Consider the following 16,920-nt stretch of genomic DNA (forward strand, 5'->3'; position numbering starts at 1 on the left):
CTTCTCTCTTCCTCGCGCACGACTCTCGCGCATGGCATTTCGTACAGCCGTTCATGCCCGCTGAGTGACTGCTGGAACACTAGAGGTGAAGGGGATCTTCCGAATCAGGCCACGTTCTGTATCAGCCATTGATACGCGCGCACGGCGCTCGGCCCCGGTCTGAGAGAATTGAGTCCGTGATCTCCCGAATCGATCTGCGCGGCGACGCCCTTCCCGAGGGCCCCGCCCTGCGCGACCTGCTGCCCCGAGCCGACTTCGACGTTTCGGCCGCCCTGGAGAAGGTGCGTCCGATCTGCGAGGCCGTGCATCATCGTGGCGACGCGGCGCTGATCGACTTCGCCGAGAAGTTCGACGGGGTACGGCTGGAATCCGTGCGGGTGCCGGCCGAGGCCCTCACCGATGCCCTCAAGACCCTCGACCCGGCCGTGCGCGCCGCGCTGGAGGAGTCCATCCGCCGCGCCCGCCTGGTCCACCGCGCGCAGCGCCGCAGCACGCACACCACCCAGGTGGTGCCGGGCGGCTCGGTGACCGAGAAGTGGGTGCCGGTCGAGCGCGTCGGGCTGTACGCGCCGGGCGGCCGGTCCGTCTACCCCTCCTCCGTGATCATGAACGCCGTACCGGCCCAGGAGGCCGGCGTCGGCTCCATCGCGCTCGCCTCGCCGCCGCAGGCCGAGTTCGGGGGCCTGCCGCACCCGACGATCCTCGCGGCGTGCGCCCTGCTCGGCGTGGACGAGGTCTACGCCGCGGGCGGCGCCACCGCCGTCGCGATGTTCGCGTACGGCACCGAGTCCTGCGCCGCCGCCAACATGGTCACCGGCCCCGGCAACATCTGGGTCGCCGCCGCCAAGCGCTTCTTCACCGGCAGGATCGGTATCGACGCCGAGGCCGGCCCGACCGAGATCGCGGTCCTCGCCGACGACACCGCCGACCCGGTGCACGTCGCCGCGGACCTGATCAGCCAGGCCGAGCACGACCCGCTGGCCGCCGCGGTCCTCGTCACCGACTCCGTCGAGCTGGCGGACGCGGTGGAGAAGGAGCTGCGGCCGCAGGTCGAGGCCACCAGGCACGTCGAGGACCGGATCGTGCCCGCCCTCAAGGGCCGGCAGTCCGCGATCGTCCTCGTGGACGGCCTGGACGAGGGCCTGCGCGTGGTCGACGCGTACGGCGCCGAGCACCTGGAGATCCAGACCGCCGACGCCGCCGCGGTGGCCGACCGCGTGAAGAACGCGGGCGCGATCTTCATCGGCCCCTGGGCCCCCGTCTCCCTCGGCGACTACGCGGCCGGCTCCAACCACGTCCTGCCCACCGGTGGCTGCGCCTGCCACTCCTCGGGCCTGTCCGTCCAGTCCTTCCTGCGCGGCATCCACATCGTGGACTACACGAAGGACGCGCTCGCCGAGGTCGCCGCTCACGTGGTGACGCTGGCGGAGGCGGAGGACCTGCCGGCGCACGGCGCGGCGATCAAGGCCCGGTTCGGGTGGAAGGTTCCGACGAGCAAGTGACCGGCATCGACGATCTCCCCGTACGGGACGAACTGCGCGGCAAGTCCCCTTACGGCGCGCCCCAGTTGGACGTCCCGGTACGGCTGAACACCAACGAGAACCCCTACCCGCTGCCCGAGCCGCTGGTCGAGCGGATCGCGGAACGGGTGCGCGAGGCCGCCCGCGACCTGAACCGCTACCCCGACCGGGACGCGGTCGAGCTGCGCAGCGAGCTGGCCAAATACCTGACGAACACGGGCAAGTACCCCCTGGGCGTCGAGAACGTCTGGGCGGCCAACGGCTCCAACGAGGTCATCCAGCAGCTGCTGCAGACCTTCGGCGGACCGGGCCGTACGGCGATCGGCTTCGAGCCGTCGTACTCGATGCACGCGCTCATCGCGCGCGGCACCGGCACCGGCTGGATCTCGGGTCCCCGCACCGAGGACTTCACGATCGACCTCGCCGCCGCCGAGCGGGCGATCGCCGAGCACAAGCCCGACGTCGTCTTCATCACCACCCCCAACAACCCCACGGGCAACGCGGTCGCGCCCGAGACCGTCCTCGCGCTGTACGAGGCGGCCCAGGCGGCCAAGCCGTCGATGGTGGTCGTGGACGAGGCGTACATCGAGTTCAGCCACGGCGACTCGCTGCTGCCCCTCCTCGAAGGCCGCCCGCACCTCGTCGTCTCCCGCACGATGTCCAAGGCGTTCGGCGCCGCGGGTCTGCGCCTCGGCTACCTCGCCGCCGACCCGGCGGTCGTGGACGCCGTGCAGCTGGTCCGGCTGCCGTACCACCTGTCGGCCGTCACCCAGGCGACCGCCCTGGCCGCCCTGGAGCACACCGACACCCTGCTGAAGTACGTCGAGCAGCTGAAGGCGGAGCGCGACCGGCTGGTCGCCGAGCTGCGCGCCACCGGCTACGACGTCATCGAGTCCGACGCCAACTTCGTGCAGTTCGGCCGGTTCACGGACTCCCACGAGGCCTGGCAGAAGATCCTCGACCGAGGCGTCCTGGTCCGGGACAACGGCGTACCGGGGTGGCTGCGGGTCTCCGCCGGCACCCCGGAGGAGAACGACGCGTTCCTCGACGCGGTCCGTGAAGTCAAGAAGGAGCTTGAGGCATGACTCGCGAAGGTCGCGTGGGAAGAACGGAACGTACGACGAAGGAGACGTCCGTCCTGGTCGAGATCGACCTCGACGGCACCGGCCGGACCGACATCGCCACCGGCGTCGGCTTCTACGACCACATGCTCGACCAGCTCGGCCGGCACGGTCTGTTCGACCTGACCGTGAAGACCGACGGCGACCTGCACATCGACTCCCACCACACCATCGAGGACACCGCCCTCGCGCTGGGCGCCGCCTTCAAGCAGGCGCTCGGCGACAAGGTGGGGATCTATCGGTTCGGCAACTGCACGGTCCCGCTGGACGAGTCCCTCGCCCAGGTGACCGTCGACCTGTCGGGCCGCCCGTACCTCGTGCACACCGAGCCCGAGAACATGGCGCCGATGATCGGCGAGTACGACACGACGATGACCCGGCACATCCTGGAGTCCTTCGTCGCCCAGGCGCAGATCGCGCTGCACGTGCACGTGCCGTACGGGCGCAACGCGCACCACATCGTGGAGTGCCAGTTCAAGGCCCTCGCCCGGGCGCTGCGCTATGCCTCCGAACGCGACCCGCGCGCGGCCGGCATCCTCCCCTCCACGAAGGGCGCGCTGTAAACCCATGACCAGCCTCTCCACCATCCTGATCGTCGTCGGTCTCTTCCTGGTCGGCGGCATCATCTCCTTCGTCAAGCAGAAGATGCCCACGAGCCTGATCGTGCTGCTCTCCATCGGCGCGGGCATGTGCCTCGTCGCCGGCGTCATGCGGCTGGGGGTGTGGAATTGACCGCCCCGAAGAGGGTTGTCGTCTTCGACTACGGCTTCGGCAACGTCCGGTCCGCCGAGCGTGCCCTCGCGCGCGTGGGCGCCGACGTCGAGATCGCGCGTGACTTCGACAAGGCGATGAACGCCGACGGCCTGCTGGTGCCGGGCGTCGGCGCGTTCGCCGCCTGCATGCAGGGCCTGCGCGCCGCGCGCGGCGACTGGGTGGTCGACCGCCGGCTGTCCGGCGGGCGCCCGGTGATGGGCATCTGCGTCGGCATGCAGATCCTCTTCGCGCGCGGCATCGAGCACGGCGTGGAGGCCGAGGGCCTGGACGAGTGGCCCGGCACGGTCGCGCCGCTGGAGGCCGAGGTCGTGCCCCACATGGGCTGGAACACCGTTGACGCCCCGGCCGGCTCCCGGCTGTTCGCGGGCCTCGACGCCGACGCCCGCTACTACTTCGTGCACTCCTACGCCGTCCACGACTGGCAGCTGGAGTCGCACAACCCGCTGATCGCCGCCCCCCAGGTCACCTGGTCGACGCACGGCAGGCCGTTCGTGGCCGCGGTGGAGAACGGCGCCCTGTGGGCCACCCAGTTCCACCCCGAGAAGTCCGGCGACGCCGGCGCCCAGCTCCTCACCAACTGGATCGGAACCCTGTAGAGACATGGCCAAGCTCGAACTCCTCCCCGCCGTCGACGTCCGTGACGGCCAGGCCGTCCGCCTCGTGCACGGCGAGTCCGGCACGGAGACCTCGTACGGCTCGCCGCTTCAGGCCGCCCTCGCCTGGCAGCGCTCCGGCGCCGAGTGGCTGCACCTGGTCGACCTGGACGCCGCGTTCGGCACGGGCGACAACCGTGAGCTGATCGCCGAGGTCGCGCGGGCGATGGACATCAAGGTGGAGCTGTCCGGCGGCATCCGCGACGACGCCTCGCTGGCCGCCGCCCTGGCCACCGGCTGCACCCGGGTGAACCTCGGCACGGCCGCCCTGGAGACCCCCGAGTGGGTCGCCAAGGTCATCGCCGAGCACGGCGACAAGATCGCGGTCGGCCTGGACGTGCGCGGCACCACCCTGCGCGGCCGCGGCTGGACCCGAGACGGCGGCGACCTCTACGAGACGCTGGACCGCCTGAACAAGGAGGGCTGCGCCCGCTACGTCGTCACCGACATCGCGAAGGACGGCACCCTCCAGGGCCCGAACCTGGAGCTGCTGAAGAACGTGTGCGCGGCGACGGACCGGCCGGTCGTGGCCTCCGGCGGCGTGTCGTCGCTGGACGACCTCCGGGCCGTCGCCGAGCTGGTACCCCTCGGTGTCGAGGGCTCCATCGTCGGGAAGGCCCTGTACGCGAAGGCGTTCACCCTGGAAGAGGCCTTGGAGGCTGTGTCGTCATGACGTCCGATGCCGTGCGGCGGGTGCAGAGCGGAAGTCCCTGGGAAGAGAGTTTCGGCTTCGCACGCGCCGTCGCGGCGGGGGACCGGGTGTCGGTGGGCGGCACCACGTCCTTCAAGGGCACGGTGCTGTACGGCGAGGGCGACCCGTACGAGCAGACCAAGGTCGCCTTCGGCAACGCCCTCGAAGCGCTGAAGGAGTTCGGGCTCGGCATCGAGTCCGTGATCCGTACCCGCATGTACCTGAGCCATGTGCGCGACGTCGACGAGGCGGGCCGGGCCCACAAGGAGCTGTTCGACTCCGTGCGCCCGGCGACGACCCTTCTCGTGGTCGAGGGCTTCGTCGACCCGCGCATCCTGGTCGAAGTAGAACTCGAAGCATTCAGAGGAGCCTGAGCAGTCATGACCCTGGCGGTCCGAGTCATCCCCTGCCTGGACGTGGACAACGGCCGGGTCGTCAAGGGCGTCAACTTCCAGAACCTGCGCGACGCGGGCGACCCCGTCGAGATGGCGAAGGTGTACGACGCCGAGGGCGCCGACGAGCTGACGTTCCTGGACATCACCGCGTCCTCGGGCAACCGGGAGACGACGTACGACGTGGTGCGCCGCACCGCCGAGCAGGTCTTCATCCCGCTGACGGTCGGCGGCGGCGTCCGTACGGCCGAGGACGTGGACAAGCTGCTGCGGGCGGGCGCCGACAAGGTGGGCGTGAACACCGCCGCGATCGCCCGGCCCGACCTGATCCGCGAGATCGCCGAGCGCTTCGGCCGCCAGGTGCTGGTCCTGTCGGTGGACGCCCGACGCACCGGGGCGGGTTCCTTCGAGGTCACCACCCACGGCGGCCGCAAGGGCACCGGCATCGACGCCGTCGAGTGGGCGCACCGGGCCGCCGAGCTGGGCGCCGGCGAGATCCTGCTCAACTCCATGGACGCCGACGGCACCAAGGACGGCTACGACCTGGAGATGATCGCGGCCGTCCGGCGGCACGTCACGGTCCCGGTCATCGCCTCGGGCGGCGCCGGCAAGCTGGCCGACTTCCCGCCGGCGGTCGCGGCGGGCGCCGACGCGGTGCTCGCGGCCTCCGTCTTCCACTTCGGCGACCTGCGGATCGGCCAGGTGAAGCAGACCCTGCGGGAGGCGGGCCACCCCGTGCGCTGACGCTGCGCCGGGCTTCGGTGGATGCGAAAGAGAAGTTGCGCAAAATCTGTTGTGCAACTTCTCTTTCGCATCTACGGTCGTGCCCATGGCAAGCAAGGAGAACCGGCGGATCACCGACGTCGGCACGCTCAAGGCGCTCGCGCATCCGCTGCGCATGAAGCTCTACAGACTGCTGTTCGTCGCCGAGGCGGCCACCGCCTCGCACCTCGCCGAACAGGTCGACGAGGCCGTCTCGCTGGTCAGTTACCACCTGCGCAAGCTCGCCGAGCACGGCCTGGTCGAGGAGGCCGAGCCGCGCAGTGCGGACGGCCGCGAGCGCTGGTGGCAGCCGTCCTCCGACGGTGTCTCCATCCGCGACGAGGACTTCCAGGACGCCCCCGAGAAGGTGGCGGCGCACCTCGCGGCCTCCCGGATGTTCCTGGAGCAGCGCGCCGAGATGTACCGGAGGTACCTGGACGAGCGCGCCCACTGGGGCCCGGAGTGGAGCGAGGCCGCCCATGACTCCGAGTTGCTGCTCAGGCTGACCGCCGCGGAACTGGCGCAGCTGAAGAAGGACCTGCACGACCTGCTCAAGCGCTACGACGAGCAGGGGCGCGCCCACGAGGCCGCCGGCGACACCGAAGGGCGCGAGCACGTCGCGCTGCACGTGTACGGCTTCCCGTTCCGCGTCTGAGAGGACCCCTCCCGTGACCGCCACGCTCGCCGCCCCGCCGGCCTCGACCGCCACGCCCGCCCACCGCGACGGCAACGTCCGGCGCTGGCTCGCCGCCTACACCTCCTCGATGCTCGGCGACACCGTCTACTACATCGCCCTGTCCTGGGCCGCCGTCCGGATCGGGACCCCGGCGCAGGCCGGGCTCGTGATGGCGGTCGGCGCGCTGCCCCGGGCCGTACTGATGTTGGGCGGGGGAGTGATCGCCGACCGGTTCGGGCCGCGCCGGGTCGTCATCGGCAGCGACGCCGTCCGCTGCGCAGCCGTCCTCGCCGTGGCCGCCCTGCTCTTCCTCACCCGCCCCGGACTGTGGCCGCTCGCCCTGCTGGCACTGGTCTTCGGCGCCGTCGACGCCGTCTTCGTGCCCGCCGTGGGCGCCCTGCCGGCCCGGCTCACCGCACAGGACCAGCTCGGCCGGGTCCAGGGCCTGCGCAGCCTCGCCATCCGGTTCGCGGCCGTCGTGGGCGCCCCGCTCGGCGGGCTCGGGGTGGCCACCGGCGGCGCCCCGGCCGCGTTCGCCCTCGCCGGGCTGCTCATCGCCGTGTCCGTGCCGCTGCTGGTCTCCGTACGGGTGCGGGACCTTCCGGCGGACCCGGCGGACGCGCCGAAGGACACGGCCTGGGCGGACCTCAAGGCCGGGCTGCGCCACATCCGCGGTCACCGCGTCCTCGCCCCGCTGATGCTCGCCATCGCCCTCGGCGACCTGGGGTTCGTCGGCCCCCTGAACGTCGGACTCACCCTGCTCGCCGACCGGCGCGGCTGGGGCGCCACCGGCATGGGCTGGATACTCGCCGGGTTCGGCACGGGCGCGGCAGCCGCCTCGCTGCTGCTGGCCGTCCGGGGCCGGCTGCCCCGCGCCGGACTCGTCGCCGGGTGCACGATCATCGCGGGCTCGGTCGCCGTCGGCGCCCTCGCCTACGCCCCCACCCTGCCGGCCGCCGTCGGCACGGCCGTGCTCGTCGGCCTGCTCACCGGGCTGAGCGGGGTGATGTGCGGCGCGCTGATCCAGACCCGGTCCGACCCCGCCTTCCTGGGCCGCGTCACCGCCGTATCCAGCCTGGTCAGCCTCGGCCTCACCCCGCTCAGCATGCCGTTCGCCGCCGCCGCGATCGGGGCCTGGGGGCTGCGCCCGGTCTACGTCGTCAGCGCCGCCGTCTGCGGCCTCGGCGGGGTCGTCGCCCTCGCCGTACGGGTCCTGCGCACCGCCGAGCTGCCCCGCTGAACATCACTCCCGGGACTGAATCAGCTGCACCAGGTTGCCGCACGTGTCGTCGAACACCGCCGCGAGGACCGGCCCCTGCCGCTGCGGCGGGTGCGTGAACCGGACGCCCAGGGCGCGCAGCCGCACGTACTCCGCCCGAAGGTCGTCCACGGAGAAGACGATGCACGGGATGCCCGCGTCGTACAGGGCACCGCGGTACGACTGCGCGATCGGGCCCTGTCCGGGCTCCAGCAGCAACTGGAGATCCGGCTGGGCCCCGCCGGGCGCGCCGACCGCGACGAACAGGGTGCCGTCGCCCAGGTCCGTGTGCAGCCGCGTCTCGAAGCCCAGCACGTCCGTGTAGAAGGCGTGGGCCGCCGCGACGTCGTCCACGTACACACCCGTCATCGCGACCTTGATCACGGGGATCAGAACCCGAGCTGCTTGGTGCCCTGCACCTTCTCGACGGCGTCCGCGTCGCCCTCCAGGTCCACCCGGGCCGCGCTCTGCCGGCCGAAGGCGAACATCAGCAGCTCCGACGGCTCACCGGTCACCGTCACCACCGGCGTGCCCCGGTGCGCCACCGCCGTCTGCCCGTCCGGGCGGCGCAGCACCAGCCCCGTCGGCGCGCCCCGGCCCGTCAGCCGCGCGGCGCGCTCCAGCCGGGACCAGAGGGTGTCCTGGAAGACCGGGTCCAGCTCGCGCGCGCTCCAGTCCGGCTGCGCCCGGCGCACGTCCTCGGTGTGGACGTAGAACTCGACGATGTTGGCCGCCTCGTCCACCTGCTTGAGCTGGAACGGCGAGAAGCGCGGCGGGCCCGTGCGGATCAGCTGGATCAGCTCGTCGTACGGCTTCGCCGTGTACTCGGCCATCACCTTCTCCAGACGCGGCTGGAGCTGCTTGATCAGCGTGCCCCCGGCCGCGTCCGGGCGGCGCTCGCGCACGACCACGTGCGCGGCCAGGTCCCGGGTCCGCCAGCCCTCGCAGAGGGTCTCGGCGTCCGGTCCGACGGTCTCCAGCAGGTCCGCGAGCAACAGCCGTTCACGCTTGGCGAAGGTCGACATGGGATTCAGCCTACGACCAGTCAGAAAGTCCGCCCAGCGGACGTACTCCCCGCGTTGTCGGTGCCGCGCGGCACAATGGCACCCATGACCAGCACGACCGGAACGCCCCGGCCCAGCAGCCTCGACCCGGAGATCGCCGCGCGCCTCAAGCGCAGCCCCGACGGACTCGTCCCCGCCATCGCCCAGCAGTACGACACCGGTGAGGTGCTCATGCTCGGCTGGATGGACGACGAGGCGCTGCATCGCACGCTGACCACCGGCCGCTGCACCTACTGGTCCCGCAGCCGCCAGGAGTACTGGGTCAAGGGCGACACCTCGGGTCACTTCCAGTGGGTGAAATCGGTCGCGCTCGACTGCGACGCCGACACCGTGCTCGTCAGGGTCGACCAGGTCGGCGCCGCCTGCCACACCGGCGCGCGGACCTGCTTCGACGAGGACGTGCTGATCAAGGACGGCGGCAGCGGCACCGATTCCGGCCCGACCGGCTCCGATCAGTAAGGTCAGCGGCCATGGACCTCGAGACCTTCCGCAAGCTCGCCGCCGACCGGCGCGTCATCCCGGTCACGCGCAAGCTCCTCGCCGACGGCGACACCCCGGTCGCGCTCTACCGCAAGCTCGCCGCCGAGCGCCCCGGCACCTTCCTCCTGGAGTCCGCGGAGAACGGCCGCTCCTGGTCCCGGTACTCCTTCGTGGGCGTCCGCAGCGACGCCACGCTCACCACGCGCGACGGCGAGGCCCACTGGCTGGGCACCCCGCCCGTCGGCGTGCCCGTCGACGGCGACCCCCTCCAGGTGCTGCGCGCCACGCTCCAGACCCTGCACACCCCGAACCAGGAGGGCCTGCCGCCCTTCACCGGCGGCATGGTCGGCTACCTCGGCTACGACATCGTCCGCCGCCTGGAGAAGATCGGCCCCGGCGAGCGCGACGACCTCCGGCTGCCCGAGCTGACCATGCTCCTGACCAGCGACCTCGCCGTGATGGACCACTGGGAGGGCTCGGTCCTGCTGATCGCCAACGCGATCAACCACAACGACCTCGCCACCGGCGTGGACGAGGCCTACGCCGACGCCGTGGCCCGCCTCGACGCGATGGAGGCCGACCTCACGCGCGCGGTGGCCCAGCCCCCGGCCGTCCTGCCGCCCTCGGAGCTGCCCGAGTACACCGCGCTGTGGGGAGGCCCCGACTTCCAGGCCGCCGTCGAGGACGTCAAGGAGCGCATCCGCGCGGGCGAGGCCTTCCAGGTCGTGCCCTCCCAGCGCTTCGAGACCCCGTGCACGGCGAGCGCCCTGGACGTCTACCGGGTGCTGCGGACCACCAACCCCTCGCCGTACATGTACCTCTTCCGATTCCCCCACGGGGAAGGAGGGGCGTTCGACGTCGTCGGCTCGTCCCCCGAGGCCCTGGTGAAGGTCGAGGACGGGCGGGCCATGGTCCACCCCATCGCCGGCACCCGCCCGCGCGGGGCCACCCCGCAGGAGGACCAGGCCCTCGCCGAGGAGCTGATGGCCGACCCCAAGGAGCGCGCCGAGCACCTGATGCTGGTCGACCTCGGGCGCAACGACCTCGGCCGGGTCTGCGAGCCCGGCTCGGTCGAGGTGGTCGACTTCATGTCCGTCGAGCGGTACTCCCACGTGATGCACATCGTCTCGACCGTCACCGGCCGGGTCTCCGCGGGCCGCACGGCCTTCGACGTGCTCACCGCCTGCTTCCCCGCGGGCACCCTCTCCGGCGCCCCCAAGCCCCGCGCGATGCAGATCATCGACGAACTGGAACCGTCCCGCCGCGGCCTGTACGGCGGCTGCGTGGGCTACCTCGACTTCGCGGGCGACTCCGACACCGCCATCGCCATCCGCACGGCCCTGCTGCGCGACGGCACGGCCTACGTCCAGGCCGGCGCCGGCATCGTCGCCGACTCCGACCCGGTGGCGGAGGACCAGGAGTGCCGCAACAAGGCGGCGGCGGTCCTGCGCGCTGTCCACACCGCCAACCGGCTGGGCGCATAGGCGCCGTTCGCCCGTAAGGCACGTCTCATCCGAACCCCCGGGTGACGGTTCGCCCGGGGTTCAGGCGATAGTGGAGTACGTGACTGCCCTTCCTCACCCCCGTTCCGAAGCCGCCGAGCCCGTCCGGTCCGGCCGCCGGAGCCTCGCCCTGGCCCTCCTGTGCGGTGCGCTCGGCGCGGCCGTGGCGCTGCTCGCGACCCGGCAGCGCTGGGCGCAGGGCACCGCGACGGTGGCCGGCGGAGCGTTCCCGCTCACCGCGAAGGGCAGCGACGTCACCGGCGTCCCGGCGGCCCTCGCCATAGTGGGCCTCGCCGCGCTCGTCGCCGTCTTCGCCGTCCGCCGGGCCGGCCGCCTCGTCGTCGCCGGGCTGCTCGCGCTCTCCGGCGCCGGTATCGCGGCCGCCGCCCTCGTGTCCGCCTCCGACGACTCCGCGCTGGACGACAAGGCCGCCCAGGCCAGCGGTGACACCTCCGCCACGGTCGCGGCGCTCAGCCACACCGGGTGGCCCTACGTCGCGGCCGTCGGCGGGGCGCTGATCCTGCTGGCCGGCCTGCTCGCGCTGCGCTACGGCAGCCTGTGGCCCGCCATGTCCGGCCGCTACGAGCGCGGCACCGACCGCCCGCGCCGCAAGGCCCGCCCGGTCGACCCCGAGCGGCCCGAGGAGATGTGGAAGGCCCTGGACCGCGGCGAGGACCCGACCGGGGCCTGAGCCACGGTCGCTCCGGGTGTGGCGAACCAGACGCCACCCCCGCGTCCGCGACGCGCACCCGTACGGGACAATGAGGGGAGAGCGTCCGGCTCGGACACTGACGGGCGGGCTCGGAGCCGTACGACACGTACGCCGCTCTCCCGGACACGTACACAGCAACGAGGAGCACAGACATGGCGGGCAGCAGCCACGGCCACGGTCACACCCCGGCCGCCTGGACCGGCGTCATCATTTCCTTCGTCGGCTTCATGGTCGCCGGCGCCTTCATGGTGATGGGCAACACCGTCGGCTTCTGGGCCGGCATGGTGCTCATCCTCGGCGGTGCGGTGGTCGGCGGCATCATGCGCACCATGGGCCTCGGCTCCGACCCGAAGCCCCTGAAGATGGTCGGCGGCCCCCTCGCGACGCCCGAGCCGGTGGCCGTGGAGAGCTGAGCCCTCCCGCTCCTGACGTCGAGGGGCGGTCCGGCACCGGAGAGGTGCGGGACCGCCCCTCGCGGCTTCCCCCGTACGCCCGCCACGACGCGCGGGCGGCACCGGGCCGCGGCACAATGCGAACGTGAACGCCGACAGCTGCGTGGCCCCGCCCGCGACAGCCGCGACCGCACCGCTCGGGCGGCGGCTCGCCGTCCCGGGCGCGCTGTTCGCGGTCGCCGCCGCGGCCTTCGCGTACGTCGGCGCCGTCGACCCGAACGAGCCCGGCCACTACCCGGTCTGCCCGCTGTACCGGCTCACCGGTCTGTACTGCCCCGGCTGCGGCGGACTGCGCAGCGCACACGCCTTCGTCCACGGCGACCTGCTCACCGCACTGCGCGACAACGCGCTGGGCGTGGCCGGCTACCTGGGCTTCGCGGTGCTGTGGACCGTCTGGACGGTCCGTACGGCGCGCGGCCGGCCGCTGCGGCCGGACCTCGGCCGGGTCCACCTGTGGGGCGTCGGCGCGTTGCTGCTGGTGTTCACGGCTGTCCGGAACCTGCCGTCGGGCGACTGGTTGCATCCTTGATCACCAGGGGAAGGTCCAGGTAGTGGGACCGGCGTCCACTGGATGCGAAGGCACCGGCCCGCTGCGGATACCATCGCATTGACCACGGTTTTTCAGAGCCTTGAAGAACGCGAAGAACCGGGGACCTGAAGAACCTGAAGGAACCACCGTCTGGAAGGGGGCCGCTCGCGTGAGTGTGCTCGACGAGATCATCGACGGAGTCCGTGCCGACCTCGCGGAGCGGCAGGCGCGCGTCAGCCTCGACGAGCTCAAGGAGCGCGCGGCCAAGGCACCCGCCGCCAAGGACGGGGTGGCCGCGCTCAAGGGCGACGGCGTCAAGGTGATCTGCGAGGTCAAGCGCTCCAGCCCCTCCAAGGGCGCGCTGGCCGCGATCGCCGACCCGGCCGGGCTGGCCGCGGACTACGAGGCGGGCGGTGCGGCCGTCATCTCCGTCCTCACCGAACAGCGCCGCTTCGGCGGCTCGCTCGCCGACCTGGAGGCCGTCCGCGCGCGCGTGGACATCCCGGTCCTGCGCAAGGACTTCATCGTCACCTCGTACCAGCTGTGGGAGGCCCGGGCCTACGGCGCCGACCTCGCGCTGCTGATCGTGGCCGCGCTGGAGCAGCCCGCCCTGGAGTCCCTGATCGAGCGCGCGGTCTCCATCGGCCTGACCCCGCTCGTCGAGGTGCACGACGAGGACGAGGTCGAGCGCGCGGTGGACGCGGGCGCCAAGGTGATCGGCGTCAACGCGCGCAACCTGAAGACGCTGGAGGTCGACCGCGGCACGTTCGAGCGGGTCGCCCCGGAGATCCCGAACCACCTCGTCAAGGTCGCCGAGTCCGGTGTCCGCGGTCCGCACGACCTGATCGCCTACGCCAACGCCGGCGCCGACGCGGTCCTGGTCGGCGAGTCCCTCGTCACCGGCCGCGACCCGAAGACCGCCGTCGCCGACCTGGTCGCCGCGGGCGAGCACCCCGCGCTGCGGCACGGCCGGAGCTGATCACCCGCTAGGCTGACACCGATGACTCCCACCATGACGACCGTGGACCGGTACGCCCGCCTCGCGCGCGGCTGCCGCCCCCGGGGCTGCCGAGCCCCGGCGAGGCGGGTCCACGGCCGTCGCGTGCGGTACGTCATCGGTGACGAACCCGGGCAAGTGAACGGCATGCGATGGCAGCAGCGCCCCGCCAGGGGCGCAGGGCTGTGTTGAATATGCGACTCCGTCGCGTGGGCGCGACCGGCCACAACGGTCCCGCAGTCAACTGACAACCCCGACGCCCCACGGCGAACAGTGTCTTTTCACGCACACTCACCGTGAGGTTCTGGCATGCCCAGCAGTTTCTTCTTCCCTGACCCACAGGGCCAAGTCCCCACCGCCGAAGGCTACTTCGGCGTGTTCGGCGGCAAGTTCATCCCGGAGGCCCTCGTCGCCGCCGTCGACGAGGTCGCCGTCGAGTACGACAAGGCCAAGCACGACCCCGAGTTCGCCCGCGAGCTCGACGACCTGATGGTCAACTACACCGGCCGCCCCAGCTCCCTGACCGAGGTGCCGAGGTTCGCCGAACACGCCGGCGGCGCCCGGGTGTTCCTCAAGCGCGAGGACCTCAACCACACCGGCTCGCACAAGATCAACAACGTCCTCGGCCAGGCCCTGCTCACCAAGCGCATGGGCAAGACCCGGGTCATCGCCGAGACCGGCGCCGGACAGCACGGCGTCGCGACCGCCACCGCCTGCGCCCTGTTCGGCCTCGACTGCACCATCTACATGGGCGAGATCGACACCCAGCGCCAGGCCCTGAACGTGGCCCGCATGCGCATGCTCGGCGCCGAGGTCGTCTCGGTGAAGTCCGGCAGCCGCACCCTGAAGGACGCCATCAACGAGGCGTTCCGCGACTGGGTCGCCAACGTCGACCGCACCCACTACCTCTTCGGCACCGTCGCCGGCCCGCACCCCTTCCCGGCCATGGTCCGCGACTTCCACCGGGTCATCGGCGTCGAGGCCCGCCGCCAGATCCTGGAGCGCGCCGGCCGCCTGCCGGACGCGGCGATCGCCTGCGTCGGCGGCGGCTCCAACGCCATCGGCCTCTTCCACGCCTTCATCCCCGACACGGGCGTCCGCCTCATCGGCTGCGAGCCGGCGGGGCACGGCATCGAGACCGGCGAGCACGCGGCCACCCTCACCGCCGGCGAGCCCGGCATCCTGCACGGCTCCCGGTCCTACGTGCTCCAGGACGAGGAGGGCCAGATCACCGAGCCGTACTCGATCTCGGCCGGTCTGGACTACCCGGGCATCGGCCCCGAGCACTCCTACCTGAAGGACTCCGGCCGCGGCGAGTACCGCGCGGTCACCGACGACGCGGCCATGCAGGCCCTGCGCCTGCTGTCGCGCACCGAGGGCATCATCCCGGCCATCGAGAGCGCGCACGCCCTCGCCGGCGCCCTGGAGGTCGGCAGGGAACTGGGCAAGGACGGCCTGATCGTCGTCAACCTCTCCGGCCGCGGCGACAAGGACATGGACACCGCCGCGCGCTACTTCGGCCTGTACGACGCCGACGCCGCGGTCGCCGCCGACGCGACCGACACCGCCGAGATCGAGGGGGACGCCAAGTGAGCGGGAACATTCAGCTGCTGTCCGACACCCTGGCCGGCGCCAAGGCCGAGGGCCGCTCCGCACTCATCGCCTACCTCCCGGCCGGGTTCCCGACCGTGGACGGCGGCATCGAGGCGATCAAGGCCGTCTTCGACGGCGGGGCGGACGTCGTGGAGGTCGGCCTGCCGCACAGTGACCCCGTCCTCGACGGCCCCGTCATCCAGACCGCCGACGACATCGCCCTGCGCGGCGGCGTCAAGATCGCGGACGTCATGCGGACGGTGAAGGAGGCCCACGCGGCCACCGGCAAGCCCGTCCTCGTCATGACGTACTGGAACCCCATCGACCGCTACGGCGTCGAGCGCTTCACCGCCGAGCTGGCCGAGGCGGGCGGCGCGGGCTGCATCCTGCCCGACCTGCCCGTCCAGGAGTCGGCGCTGTGGCGCGAGCACGCCGACAAGCACGGCCTCGCCACCGTGTTCGTCGTCGCCCCCAGCAGCAAGGACGAGCGGCTCGCGCAGATCACCGGCGCGGGCAGCGGTTTCGTCTACGCCGCCTCGCTCATGGGCGTCACCGGCACCCGTGAGTCGGTCGGCGCGCAGGCCCAGAACCTGGTCGAGCGCACCCGCGCCACCGGCACCGGCCTGCCCGTCTGCGTCGGACTCGGCGTCTCCAACAGCGCCCAGGCCGCCGAGGTCGCCGGCTTCGCCGACGGCGTCATCGTGGGCTCGGCGTTCGTGAAGCGGATGCTCGACGCCCCCGGCCACGCGGCGGGCATCGAGGGGGTCCGCGAGCTGGCCGGAGAGCTCGCGAAGGGTGTGCGCGGACGGGCGTAACCGTCAGCAATCATCCGTAGTCACCTGCAACGGAACATTCGGTCACTCGAACGGGTGGACCTGAGGCCGGGGAGGCGCGCTGCGCCTCCCCGGTTCGTTCTGGAGGTGTGAGCGAGAAGAACCGTGACGGAAAGCGCACCGCCCGGGAGCGGCTGGCGGTCGAGCGCGAGAAGCAGAAGTCCGCTGACAGGCGGCGGCGCACGCTGATCGTGGGCGCGAGCGTGGTCTGCGTCCTCGGCCTCGCGGCGGTGATCGGCGTGATCGCCGCGAACGCGGGCAAGAGCAAGAGCAGTGCGAAGGCGGGCCCGGTCGTGGCGCCCTCGGGCGCGCAGGGCAAGGACAGCCTCGCGATCCCGGTCGGCAAGGACGGCGCCAAGTCGACGCTCACCGTCTGGGAGGACGTGCGCTGCCCCGCCTGCCAGGCCTTCGAGACGGCCTACCGCCCGACGCTCCACCAACTGGTCGACTCCGGCAAGCTCAGAATCGAGTACCACCTGGTCCGTCTGATCGACGGCAACCTCGGCGGCACCGGCTCCCTGCGCGGCGCCAACGCCGTGGCCTGCGCCCAGGACGCCGGAAAGTTCCGCGACTACCACGACGTGCTGTACACGAACCAGCCGAAGGAGACGGACGACGCGTTCAGCAGCAACGACAAGCTGATCGAGCTGGCCGGCAAGGTCCACGGTCTCGTCACCCCGGCCTTCCGCACCTGCGTGAACGACGGCACTCACGACAGCTGGGTGGACAAGTCCCAGAAGGCCTTCCAGACCAGTGGCTTCAGCGGCACGCCCACGGTCCTGCTCGGCGGGAAGAACATCTACGAGAACCAGAGCATGACCCCGGCCAAGCTGAAGCAGATGGTCGAGGCGGCCAACCGCTGACAGGCGCTTTCCGGACGCCCCCGTTATGGACCCGTAGCCGGGCGGCTT

22 protein-coding genes are annotated in these 16,920 nt (G+C 72.0%); 20 read left to right on the forward strand and 2 right to left on the reverse strand.

Annotated features, from left to right (window positions below):
- Positions 1–176 precede the first annotated feature (176 nt).
- From hisD to BIV25_RS29250, 10 genes are all read left to right on the forward strand, one after another.
- Positions 177–1,502, forward strand: coding sequence for a histidinol dehydrogenase (gene hisD / locus BIV25_RS29210; RefSeq protein WP_071375440.1), 1,326 nt, complete (start codon positions 177–179; stop codon positions 1,500–1,502).
- A complete protein-coding gene (locus tag BIV25_RS29215) occupies positions 1,499–2,605 on the forward strand; it encodes a histidinol-phosphate transaminase (RefSeq protein WP_071375441.1) in 1,107 nt (368 codons plus the stop codon). The genes hisD and BIV25_RS29215 overlap by 4 nt, the downstream gene beginning before the upstream one ends.
- Entirely contained in the window at positions 2,602–3,204 is a 603-nt protein-coding gene (gene hisB, locus BIV25_RS29220; RefSeq protein ID WP_071375442.1) for an imidazoleglycerol-phosphate dehydratase HisB, read from the forward strand. Before BIV25_RS29215 ends, hisB begins: the two co-directional genes overlap by 4 nt.
- 4 nt (positions 3,205–3,208) lie before the next feature.
- A complete protein-coding gene (locus BIV25_RS51445) occupies positions 3,209–3,373 on the forward strand; it encodes a hypothetical protein (protein ID WP_177235457.1) in 165 nt (54 codons plus the stop codon).
- Positions 3,370–4,011 (forward strand): imidazole glycerol phosphate synthase subunit HisH, encoded by a 642-nt coding sequence (hisH, locus tag BIV25_RS29225; RefSeq protein WP_071375443.1) that lies wholly within the window; start codon positions 3,370–3,372, stop codon positions 4,009–4,011. The genes BIV25_RS51445 and hisH overlap by 4 nt, the downstream gene beginning before the upstream one ends.
- Positions 4,012–4,015: 4 nt before the next feature.
- Positions 4,016–4,741, forward strand: coding sequence for a bifunctional 1-(5-phosphoribosyl)-5-((5-phosphoribosylamino)methylideneamino)imidazole-4-carboxamide isomerase/phosphoribosylanthranilate isomerase PriA (priA, locus tag BIV25_RS29230; RefSeq protein WP_071375444.1), 726 nt, complete (start codon positions 4,016–4,018; stop codon positions 4,739–4,741).
- Positions 4,738–5,133 carry a RidA family protein gene (locus BIV25_RS29235; protein WP_071375445.1) on the forward strand — a complete coding sequence of 132 codons (396 nt, stop codon included), beginning with the start codon at positions 4,738–4,740 and terminating at the stop codon, positions 5,131–5,133. The genes priA and BIV25_RS29235 overlap by 4 nt, the downstream gene beginning before the upstream one ends.
- Before the next feature lie 6 nt (positions 5,134–5,139).
- Positions 5,140–5,895, forward strand: coding sequence for an imidazole glycerol phosphate synthase subunit HisF (gene hisF, locus BIV25_RS29240; protein ID WP_071375446.1), 756 nt, complete (start codon positions 5,140–5,142; stop codon positions 5,893–5,895).
- Between the two features lie 85 nt (positions 5,896–5,980).
- Positions 5,981–6,568 carry a transcriptional regulator gene (locus BIV25_RS29245; protein WP_071375447.1) on the forward strand — a complete coding sequence of 196 codons (588 nt, stop codon included), beginning with the start codon at positions 5,981–5,983 and terminating at the stop codon, positions 6,566–6,568.
- Between the two features lie 13 nt (positions 6,569–6,581).
- Positions 6,582–7,829: an MFS transporter gene (locus BIV25_RS29250; RefSeq protein ID WP_071375448.1), complete on the forward strand. Its 1,248-nt coding sequence runs from the start codon at positions 6,582–6,584 to the stop codon at positions 7,827–7,829.
- A 3-nt stretch (positions 7,830–7,832) separates the two neighbouring features.
- Here the strand turns inward: BIV25_RS29250 and BIV25_RS29255 are convergent, their stop codons facing one another.
- Together BIV25_RS29255 and BIV25_RS29260 are read right to left on the reverse strand one after the other, a co-directional pair.
- Positions 7,833–8,231, reverse strand: coding sequence for a VOC family protein (locus BIV25_RS29255; protein WP_071375449.1), 399 nt, complete (start codon positions 8,229–8,231; stop codon positions 7,833–7,835).
- 5 nt (positions 8,232–8,236) lie between these two features.
- Positions 8,237–8,872, reverse strand: coding sequence for a TIGR03085 family metal-binding protein (locus tag BIV25_RS29260; RefSeq protein WP_071375450.1), 636 nt, complete (start codon positions 8,870–8,872; stop codon positions 8,237–8,239).
- Positions 8,873–8,956: 84 nt separating this feature from the next.
- Here BIV25_RS29260 and hisI point away from each other — a divergent pair, with 84 nt between their 5' ends.
- From hisI to BIV25_RS29305, 10 genes are all read left to right on the forward strand, one after another.
- Positions 8,957–9,370: a phosphoribosyl-AMP cyclohydrolase gene (gene hisI, locus BIV25_RS29265; protein WP_071375451.1), complete on the forward strand. Its 414-nt coding sequence runs from the start codon at positions 8,957–8,959 to the stop codon at positions 9,368–9,370.
- 11 nt (positions 9,371–9,381) lie between these two features.
- The gene (locus BIV25_RS29270) at positions 9,382–10,875 is read left to right on the forward strand and encodes an anthranilate synthase component I (protein WP_071375452.1); all 1,494 of its coding nucleotides are present in this window, start codon (positions 9,382–9,384) and stop codon (positions 10,873–10,875) included.
- Positions 10,876–10,945: 70 nt separating this feature from the next.
- Positions 10,946–11,584, forward strand: coding sequence for a TIGR02234 family membrane protein (locus BIV25_RS29275; protein WP_071375453.1), 639 nt, complete (start codon positions 10,946–10,948; stop codon positions 11,582–11,584).
- A 173-nt stretch (positions 11,585–11,757) separates the two neighbouring features.
- Complete coding sequence (locus BIV25_RS29280; RefSeq protein ID WP_071375454.1) at positions 11,758–12,018, forward strand: HGxxPAAW family protein; 261 nt, start codon at positions 11,758–11,760, stop codon at positions 12,016–12,018.
- A 124-nt stretch (positions 12,019–12,142) separates the two neighbouring features.
- Positions 12,143–12,586 carry a DUF2752 domain-containing protein gene (locus BIV25_RS29285; RefSeq protein WP_071375455.1) on the forward strand — a complete coding sequence of 148 codons (444 nt, stop codon included), beginning with the start codon at positions 12,143–12,145 and terminating at the stop codon, positions 12,584–12,586.
- Between the two features lie 169 nt (positions 12,587–12,755).
- Positions 12,756–13,565: an indole-3-glycerol phosphate synthase TrpC gene (gene trpC, locus BIV25_RS29290; RefSeq protein ID WP_071375456.1), complete on the forward strand. Its 810-nt coding sequence runs from the start codon at positions 12,756–12,758 to the stop codon at positions 13,563–13,565.
- Between the two features lie 33 nt (positions 13,566–13,598).
- The gene (trpM, locus tag BIV25_RS54605; RefSeq protein ID WP_371273079.1) at positions 13,599–13,775 is read left to right on the forward strand and encodes a tryptophan biosynthesis modulator TrpM; all 177 of its coding nucleotides are present in this window, start codon (positions 13,599–13,601) and stop codon (positions 13,773–13,775) included.
- A 117-nt stretch (positions 13,776–13,892) separates the two neighbouring features.
- Entirely contained in the window at positions 13,893–15,176 is a 1,284-nt protein-coding gene (trpB, locus tag BIV25_RS29295) for a tryptophan synthase subunit beta (RefSeq protein WP_071375457.1), read from the forward strand.
- Positions 15,173–15,991: a tryptophan synthase subunit alpha gene (gene trpA, locus BIV25_RS29300; protein ID WP_071375458.1), complete on the forward strand. Its 819-nt coding sequence runs from the start codon at positions 15,173–15,175 to the stop codon at positions 15,989–15,991. Before trpB ends, trpA begins: the two co-directional genes overlap by 4 nt.
- 107 nt (positions 15,992–16,098) lie before the next feature.
- Positions 16,099–16,872, forward strand: a complete 774-nt coding sequence (locus BIV25_RS29305; protein WP_071375459.1) for a thioredoxin domain-containing protein — start codon at positions 16,099–16,101, stop codon at positions 16,870–16,872.
- Positions 16,873–16,920: the final 48 nt, after the last annotated feature.

The organism is Streptomyces sp. MUSC 14, from assembly GCF_001866675.1.
GTDB lineage: Bacteria > Actinomycetota > Actinomycetes > Streptomycetales > Streptomycetaceae > Streptomyces.

Coding starts and splice junctions, on each gene's coding strand:
- hisF (WP_071375446.1), top strand. CDS start 5,140: ATGACCCTGGCGGTCCGAGTCATCCCCTGCCTGGACGTGGACAACGGC.
- BIV25_RS29235 (WP_071375445.1), top strand. CDS start 4,738: ATGACGTCCGATGCCGTGCGGCGGGTGCAGAGCGGAAGTCCCTGGGAA.
- BIV25_RS29245 (WP_071375447.1), top strand. CDS start 5,981: ATGGCAAGCAAGGAGAACCGGCGGATCACCGACGTCGGCACGCTCAAG.
- BIV25_RS29260 (WP_071375450.1), bottom strand. CDS start 8,872: ATGTCGACCTTCGCCAAGCGTGAACGGCTGTTGCTCGCGGACCTGCTG.
- hisI (WP_071375451.1), top strand. CDS start 8,957: ATGACCAGCACGACCGGAACGCCCCGGCCCAGCAGCCTCGACCCGGAG.
- BIV25_RS29280 (WP_071375454.1), top strand. CDS start 11,758: ATGGCGGGCAGCAGCCACGGCCACGGTCACACCCCGGCCGCCTGGACC.
- priA (WP_071375444.1), top strand. CDS start 4,016: ATGGCCAAGCTCGAACTCCTCCCCGCCGTCGACGTCCGTGACGGCCAG.
- BIV25_RS51445 (WP_177235457.1), top strand. CDS start 3,209: ATGACCAGCCTCTCCACCATCCTGATCGTCGTCGGTCTCTTCCTGGTC.
- hisB (WP_071375442.1), top strand. CDS start 2,602: ATGACTCGCGAAGGTCGCGTGGGAAGAACGGAACGTACGACGAAGGAG.
- trpM (WP_371273079.1), top strand. CDS start 13,599: ATGACGACCGTGGACCGGTACGCCCGCCTCGCGCGCGGCTGCCGCCCC.
- BIV25_RS29270 (WP_071375452.1), top strand. CDS start 9,382: ATGGACCTCGAGACCTTCCGCAAGCTCGCCGCCGACCGGCGCGTCATC.
- trpB (WP_071375457.1), top strand. CDS start 13,893: ATGCCCAGCAGTTTCTTCTTCCCTGACCCACAGGGCCAAGTCCCCACC.